6 protein-coding genes and 1 pseudogene are annotated in these 7,362 nt (G+C 43.4%); 2 read left to right on the forward strand and 5 right to left on the reverse strand.

Going from position 1 to position 7,362, the window contains the following annotated elements; all coding sequences use genetic code 11:
• A pseudogene (locus IM319_RS16465) lies at positions 1–132 on the reverse strand (RNA-guided endonuclease TnpB family protein); the annotation flags it as partial.
• A 180-nt stretch (positions 133–312) separates the two neighbouring features.
• On the opposite strand from IM319_RS16465, the gene IM319_RS16470 reads away from it, so the two are divergent.
• Complete coding sequence (locus IM319_RS16470; protein WP_287687023.1) at positions 313–1,110, forward strand: Tab2/Atab2 family RNA-binding protein; 798 nt, start codon at positions 313–315, stop codon at positions 1,108–1,110.
• On the opposite strand, the gene IM319_RS16475 is transcribed toward IM319_RS16470, so the two are convergent.
• Positions 1,093–1,887, reverse strand: coding sequence for a CPBP family intramembrane glutamic endopeptidase (locus IM319_RS16475; protein ID WP_287736306.1), 795 nt, complete (start codon positions 1,885–1,887; stop codon positions 1,093–1,095). The two genes, IM319_RS16470 and IM319_RS16475, sit on opposite strands and share 18 nt — an antisense overlap.
• A 344-nt stretch (positions 1,888–2,231) precedes the next feature.
• Complete coding sequence (locus IM319_RS16480; RefSeq protein ID WP_286824808.1) at positions 2,232–2,618, reverse strand: AbrB family transcriptional regulator; 387 nt, start codon at positions 2,616–2,618, stop codon at positions 2,232–2,234.
• Positions 2,619–3,150: 532 nt separating this feature from the next.
• On the opposite strand from IM319_RS16480, the gene IM319_RS16485 reads away from it, so the two are divergent.
• Complete coding sequence (locus IM319_RS16485) at positions 3,151–4,134, forward strand: succinate dehydrogenase/fumarate reductase iron-sulfur subunit (RefSeq protein ID WP_287736307.1); 984 nt, start codon at positions 3,151–3,153, stop codon at positions 4,132–4,134.
• Between the two features lie 82 nt (positions 4,135–4,216).
• Here the strand turns inward: IM319_RS16485 and IM319_RS16490 are convergent, their stop codons facing one another.
• Together IM319_RS16490 and IM319_RS16495 are read right to left on the reverse strand one after the other, a co-directional pair.
• Positions 4,217–6,406, reverse strand: coding sequence for a Piwi domain-containing protein (locus IM319_RS16490; protein WP_287736308.1), 2,190 nt, complete (start codon positions 6,404–6,406; stop codon positions 4,217–4,219).
• Complete coding sequence (locus IM319_RS16495; RefSeq protein WP_287736309.1) at positions 6,403–7,221, reverse strand: PD-(D/E)XK nuclease family protein; 819 nt, start codon at positions 7,219–7,221, stop codon at positions 6,403–6,405. Before IM319_RS16495 ends, IM319_RS16490 begins: the two co-directional genes overlap by 4 nt.
• Positions 7,222–7,362: the final 141 nt, after the last annotated feature.

Raw genomic sequence — 7,362 nt, forward strand, 5'->3', positions numbered from 1 at the left:
CTTACCCGTACCTTTTGTATCTATCCATAACCTTACACATTTGTTACGGATGAATTGAGCAGTACGAATAGCATCGTCTATGGCTTGATACTGTTGAGTTTTAGCTTTAACTTTAAACTCTAAGACAAACATTTTACGCAAGGGGTACTTAGATAAAGTCAGTATAGCACAATAAAAGTTAAGTTAACAAGCTATAGTTTAAAAAGCCGTCCTAAAAGAACGGGGCTTTAACCCAAAATTTCGGTAAAATTTTTAGTTGACCTCTACTCCTGACCATTTTTTGACTTTTTACTGGTGACTTTTTACTGAATTATGACTATTTGGCAAGCGGATTTTTATAAATCTTCATCTTCTTCCCCTCTTGGCACAGTCTGGCAATTGTTAATTTCCGATCCTCTGGGTCATCTTATCTATGAAAATTCCTGTCCCCAATCGCAAGCTAATAGCGACTGGTTAACCCAACAGTTACAGCAAGCTTGTCAAGTCTCCTCCCCAGAAATTATCCAAGTTTTTCGCCCCCAATGCGCCAATTTATTTCTCCTCGCTGGTCAAAATTTACAGATCAAAATCGAGTTAACCCGTCACGTTAACGCCCTCAAAAAACAGCTAGAATTGCGGCAAATCCCCATAAATATCGACTCTCCTCCACCACAACCCGTACCCGACCAATTTTTAGGTCAAGAGTGGCGTTTTGCTCGTTTTCCCGCCGTTGATTTAGTTAACTTTTTTGGCGATCGCCGAATACCGATTCTTTCCCTACCAGAGGCCTTTTCTCCTTTAAAACTAGGTTTAGCCTCCACTTTAACGATCCCCGGTGTGGTTATTACCGGTGGTAAAAAATCTTTGGCGATCGCTCGTTGGTTAGGGGAAATTAACCCGGTATTTATCGCTCATATTCCCACAGAAACGGGGCGATCGGGCGGTTTAGTCTTGGAATCGGGCCTCAATGAGCGTTGGATTTTCCTGACCTACGAAGATGAAGAAGTGGCCCGGGCAGCCAATGCTTATCAAGCAACCAAAGAGGAAAGCCAAGGTTTGCACTTTCTCCTCATACAACCGGATGATTCCGGTCGCACTTTTACCGGCTTTTGGCTACTGAAGCAGGTTTAACCCCCAAGCTGTCCCCAAGAGGCAGAGAATGCCTGCTAAACCGGCTAAAGGTTGGTTATAGATACCTTTAACCCAAACTAACCCAGAATCGCTGTAAGACATCAATTCGGCACTGTCTAGCAAGGCCAATCCCCATACCCAACCGCCATGAAGTCCCCAAGCTAATCCTAAACTACCATGATCGATCGCCCTGGCCCAGACCAGAACCATCCCCATCAGAAATAAACCGGGTAGTTGCGGCAGAGTTTGCTGACGTTCCCAAAGCAGGTGCAGCAGGGCAAAAATTAGGCTAGAAATGGCTCCCGCCACCCAAAAACCGTATTCTTGGCTTAATTGGCTCAAAAAGATGCCCCGAAAGATTAATTCCTCGGTAATACCCACCCAGAGGGCCACTATCAACAGGGGTAAACTCAAGGAAAAAGCGCGAGCGAGGTTTTTGGGCTGCCAATGTACCCATGTCAAAATCCCCTCTAGGAAAAAAATTATCCCTAATCCCACCACTGCCAGGATTAATCCTTTAGTTAGGGAGATAAATAGGGAAAATGACCAAATTAATCCGTAATTATGGAGGCTGCTCCCCTCTATCTTTAATAATCCCCAGATAACTAAGGGAGCCAATGCGTAAAGAGAGGCCACCAGTGGCAATTTCTGGTCAGGTTTTGTACCTTGCAGCGGTTGCCATCCCAAACGACTCCCTAAAACAATGGCAATCGGCAGCCAGAGAATTAACCAGGCTAACAGGAAAATAATAATTTTTATTAAGGCAGCCATGTCCATTGTCAATTAGGTGCTAGGGAAGTGGGGTGTGGGGTGTGGGGTTTTGGGGTATTAGTTGAAATTTCCCTACCCCCTACCCCTAACACCCATAAAACAAACCCTCTAGGGATAGAATAACTGTGGAACTTTGCTCTGGTAAAGCCTAGCTCCAACAAAAATCCATCTCTAGGGGGTTGCGAAAAAGAAGAAAAAGTGCTTAAGGAAAACCCCTCGAGTTGATGAAAGAGGCGGTCAGGGGTTAGAATTAGGGATAAGAATCTATATTGTCTTTTTGGTCGGTCTTGTCAAAACTAGCCCTTTTGACTGCCGATTTTTTTTATCCTTATCCCTACTCCGTAACCTATTTAAGCTTCTACCGATTCTTCTGATTCCGTTTGTTTGAGGTGGATGTGCTTGTAGCCAAGTTTGATTTCAAACTCATCGCCGGGCTGCAAGTTCATTTGTTCGGTATAGGTGGAACCGATGACGATTTGACCATTTTTGTGGACACTAACCCGGAAAGTGGGTTCGCGGCCGCGGCCATCTTTAGTGCCTTCGGGATCGAGAGGAACCCCTTTTGCACCCAAAACAGCATCGTAAAAGTCGGTTAAATTGACCCGAACTTGGCCATCTTTACTTTGGGAGTAGTAACCACAACGTTTTGCCGTTTCGCGACGGGGTAAGTGGGCCAACTCTTTGACTTTTTGAAGTAGAGCTTTCCCGGTTAGGGGAGTAGGAGAGATATCATTCATGGTACTTTTAAATGTTCCTTGATTTTTGACTGGCTGTCAATTAAGTTTACACTGACAAATTGATCATACCAAAAATCTTGCCAAAAATGTCTAGAGGGGAATAATAAATTTTTTAAAACTGATGGTTCTGTGATGACAATCGTGCTAAGAAGACCCCAGACTAGGTAGTAAGTGTAGGCCTTGTGGGGGAGAGGAAATTTTTGGGCAAGACTCGCGCAATTTTTGGTCGGGTGCGAGGAAAACAGGGAGGAGAAAGTGAGGACATAAAACGGTTCAAGCTATACCTGGCAAGGAATTGAGAAACTATACTTGTGGTTGGAGTTGGCAAAAAACTAATGACCCAGAGCAGTAAATCCGGGGTGATTAAACTGTTTTCGAGCGACTTGCCCATCTATGATTAGGTCTAGATACCCACTCCTTGGCGCAACCGACCGGGGAAAATCTTAAGGATTAATTACCATTACTAGCTCCCCTTTGGCCCGTTAACATCGATTATCCTGAGTATTAGGAGTCCCTCATCCCCGTGCCGAGTATGGAAGTTTCTTTTAAAATTCTGCGTCAACGACCCAACGACACCCCTTACCTAGAAAATTTTACCCTAGAGGTGGAGGCGGGAAATACAATTCTCGACTGCCTTAATCGCATCAAATGGGAACTTGATGGAACTTTGGCCTTTCGTAAAAATTGCCGCAATACAATTTGTGGCAGCTGTGCGATGAAAATTAACGGCCGTTCGGCCTTGGCTTGTCAAAAAAATATCGCCAGTGAATTAAACCATTCTAGCCAAAAAGATGTCGGAGAAATTCCCGAAATCACGATCGCCCCTCTTGGTAATTTACCGATTATCCGGGATTTAATCGTCAATATGCAACCGTTTTGGGACGATTTAGAAAAGGTTGAACCTTATATTAGTAGTCAAGCGCGCACCATTCCCGAACGAGAATTTCTGCAAACTCCAGAAGAAAGAGCCAATCTCAATCAGATGGGTAACTGCATTATGTGCGGCGCCTGTTATTCGGAATGTAATGCCAAGCAAGTCAATCCCGATTTTGTCGGTCCCCACGCTTTAGCAAAAGCGCAGCGCACCTTAGTGGATTCCCGCGATGGTAATCAGGAAAGTCGCCTAGAACTTTATAATCAAGGCACCGCAGGGGTTTGGGGTTGTACCCGTTGCTATTTCTGTAATGCGGTTTGTCCCATGGAAGTGGCTCCCATGGATCAAATCGGTAAAATTAAACAGGAAATACTCGCTCGCAAGTCGGACGATAGTAGTCGTCCCATTCGTCACCGGAAAGTTTTAGTGGAATTAGTCAAAGCAGGGGGATGGGTTGATGAACGCAAATTCGGCCTCTATGTGCTGGGCAATTATTGGCGCGATTTACAGGGTTTATTAAGTATTGCCCCCTTGGGATTGCGGATGATTGCTAAGGGTAAATTTCCCACTTCCTTTGAAGCTTCCGAGGGAACCGAGGAAGTCAGAGGTTTAATTACTGCTATTCAAAATTCTCGCTCTTGATCACTCTCGATTGACCGAGGCAACCGATAATTACTGCCAATTTTCCTAGCTACTCTAGAGCTTATCCCTTCAGCAACAGCCGTTAGAGCCAGAATTGTCGATCGCCTTCCAAAACACTAGGATAAATTCCTTTTAAGCGTAAATCCGCCATGCGATCGGCTCCGTATAAAGGCATTGGTAAACGAGGCGGTTTTAAGGCTCCGTGATGAAGTAGGGTAAGCTTTAACGTAGCATCTATAACGCTTTCGATACTTGTTTGCTCACCTTCGGGACGGACATTTAACCGCAGGGGACGAGCTAATCCCACCTTCGCATCCACCTGAGTAGTCACCACCAGCGCCTCGCGGGAGGATAATTTTAAGGTTAATCCCTGGGTTGGTGGGGTTAAGTTCTTATTCACTAAGTTATAGAGTCTGGGAGTCTGGGATTTTCGGCATTCTACCAGAATAAATCGGGCATTGATGGCACTGGCTCGATCGAGCAGATTTTCGACTTCTTGATTAACAAAACGACCATCTCGATATATTAAAACAGTTTTGTTTTTTAAAGAACTTACGGGCAGAACTTTTTCAAGAAATCGCCGCGGCATTTCTTCCCCTTGTATAAACTCTCCCTCTAGTTGATAACGGATAAATTCTCCCCGCGATCCGTAGATACGAACACTAGCGCAAGCGTTGAGAGTTCCGGGTAAATTATCCTTGGGCCGTCGGGAAATATCTAAACCGAGAAAACAATCGGCGATCGGAATTGGTTCAGCTAACACAAAGGGCAAATTACCTAGTTTAGCCAAAATACCTGGGACAATTTGATTGAGAATCAATCTAGATTCTTTCTTGAGGGTATCTTCATAGATAAATTGACTGGCCACGCGCCGATAGAGTAAATGGGAATAAATGCGATTATAAAAACTTCCCTCTTCTTGACTATCCGCTTGGCGATCGCTTTGAGGAAGAAAGACTAACAATATATCGGGACTAAAGCATAAAACTTCATTCAATTTTTCCTCGATATTGGCCCAAGTGCGCGAATAATTATCCTCAAATAGGGCTAAGTTAATAGTTTCAAGGATGTCCGAGTCAAACCCGTATAAATCTAAACGCGTCTGAACTTCTTCAATAAATACATCTACTTTTTGATTACCAATATTTAGAATTACCATATTGATAGCTCGCTCTTGATAATCCTGATGACGCTTAAAAACTCCTCCTTTTTTTAAGCCAGGCAAGATCAATTTTTCCGTTTTTCCTTTACCAAAAAGTAAGAGGGTATCGGTTAAGCTTTTTCTGGGTGTCATGAATAGCGACTTTTGACTGCTACTCATACTATTGATGGCTTTTTCAACTTGATAGCCATAAAGTTTTAACACATCTGTCGCCTGATTTTTATACTTAGTCAAAAGTTCTTTTCGCTTGACAAAATCAATTTTACTATCCTTTAAAAGCTCCCCATATTTTACGCCGAAAGCCTGGGCAGTTTCTGCCGTGATTGAGGGACGTAAAGCTGCTAGAGCATAGTCGTAGGTTTTCTTTTTCTTAAATCTTATAGACACAATTGGTTGATCATCAGGAGCTTCTTCTAATGCGTAGAGACTGAGAGAACCTGTGGCCGATTCAATTAATTTTTTCCGATTTTCTCCCTCACCAATTCTACCCGATAATTTTTCAATTGTCGCACCGCTTCCTTTTTCAATATCGATTACTTTTAAGCCGATTAAAAGCTTTTCAGGATGGTGGCGATCAGGATGATTTTCATAAAAGTCTTCTAGGGTCCCTTGATAGAAAATGCCACTCTTGACTGAGAGAGCAAGAGCGGGTTTTATTTTGTTGTTTATCTCCACCGTTTCCGCCCAAAATAGCACTTTTCTTTCGACGACTGCTCCCTGTTTTTTGGTGACTATTCCCGAAGAAAAACAGCGTTCTTTTTGAAGTATTGCCCTCGCTAGATCAGCGATAACTTCAGGAGATGCTTCTGGATTTTGTAACCACTGAAACGCCCATAAATACGAGCGAAAATCTTCGATTTCTTTTTGAATTTCGTCTAAACTTTTTCGCCAGAATTCGGGTTTCGGTGAGGAGATATCTGGTTTGACCAGCACCCAGAAAAAACCATCCCGCCAGATCACAGCTAGATCGGGTATTTTTCGAGAAAAATGATAGCTTAAACGATTGCCAGTTTCTCGATCGATCTCTCCAGTCAGCCGAAATACGATTAGATTTGGTTTGGCAAGATTCAGTAAAGAAATCTCACTTAGATAATAGATAGATTCACTCATGCGGCACTTTCCAATGTAGAAAATTTACAGATCGAGTTAAAATTACAATAGAGACAATTAGAGTGAGGATTGGCTGGATAAATTTCCTCAAAAGCTTCGGGATTTCTGCGGTAACGTCTTAATTCTTCTTGATGGCGTTTGGCAATACTGGCTAATTCTCTTTGAATGGACTGTAGTTGCTTTGCAGTCGCCTGAATAGGTTCGGTTTGCTCACCAGTTTCGAGGTTATAAAAAGAAGCGATCGCCTGTTGATCGGGATATAAATATTGACAGGCTAGGAGATAAACTAACCCTTGACGGCGATCAGGTTCCGATTTCCCAGTCTTGAGATCGATAATATGTAATCTGCCCTCCGTCTCACGAACAATACAATCAATTGCGGCGTAGAAATTAAAGACAAAATTTCCCTGTTTCACTTCGATCGGCACCGGAAATCCTTCATCCCCGCGACTGAGTTTGATAATTTCTCTTCCCCTTAAAAACTGGTTTTTCTGATAATTGACAAGAATCTCCCCCACTCGCTTCCTAACTTCTGGCTCTTCTCTTTCTAAGTTTAAAATCTCTGCCACCTGATCGACTCCCTCGGCAGCTTCAAATAACCGCAAGTCTTGATGAAATTCATAGACTCCCTTCTGTGCTAAAATCCCGATTCTTTGCCAACTGGTATCTTTTTCTAAAAGCTCTTTCACCACAGGTTCTTTTTTCCTCGCTTTTGTATAGCCGCGCTTGCGATCGCAGTGACCCATTTCCCGGCCCACTGGCGGAGAAAATAACAACCAGAGGTTATAACTTGCGAACTCCCAGATTTTTTTCATAGAAAATTTTGGGTGGGAAACCCCGCCGTTCTAGGTTGGCTTTACGTTAGAATTAAAAAGACCGTCTCGAAAACCAAGTGGGCGGACAGCACCTTGAAAACTCGGCTTAGGGGGTTCCGTTCAGAAAAGCTTGTCCGGGTA

This window comes from Microcystis sp. M113S1, assembly GCF_020246945.1.
In the GTDB taxonomy this organism is placed as follows: Bacteria; Cyanobacteriota; Cyanobacteriia; order Cyanobacteriales; family Microcystaceae; genus Microcystis.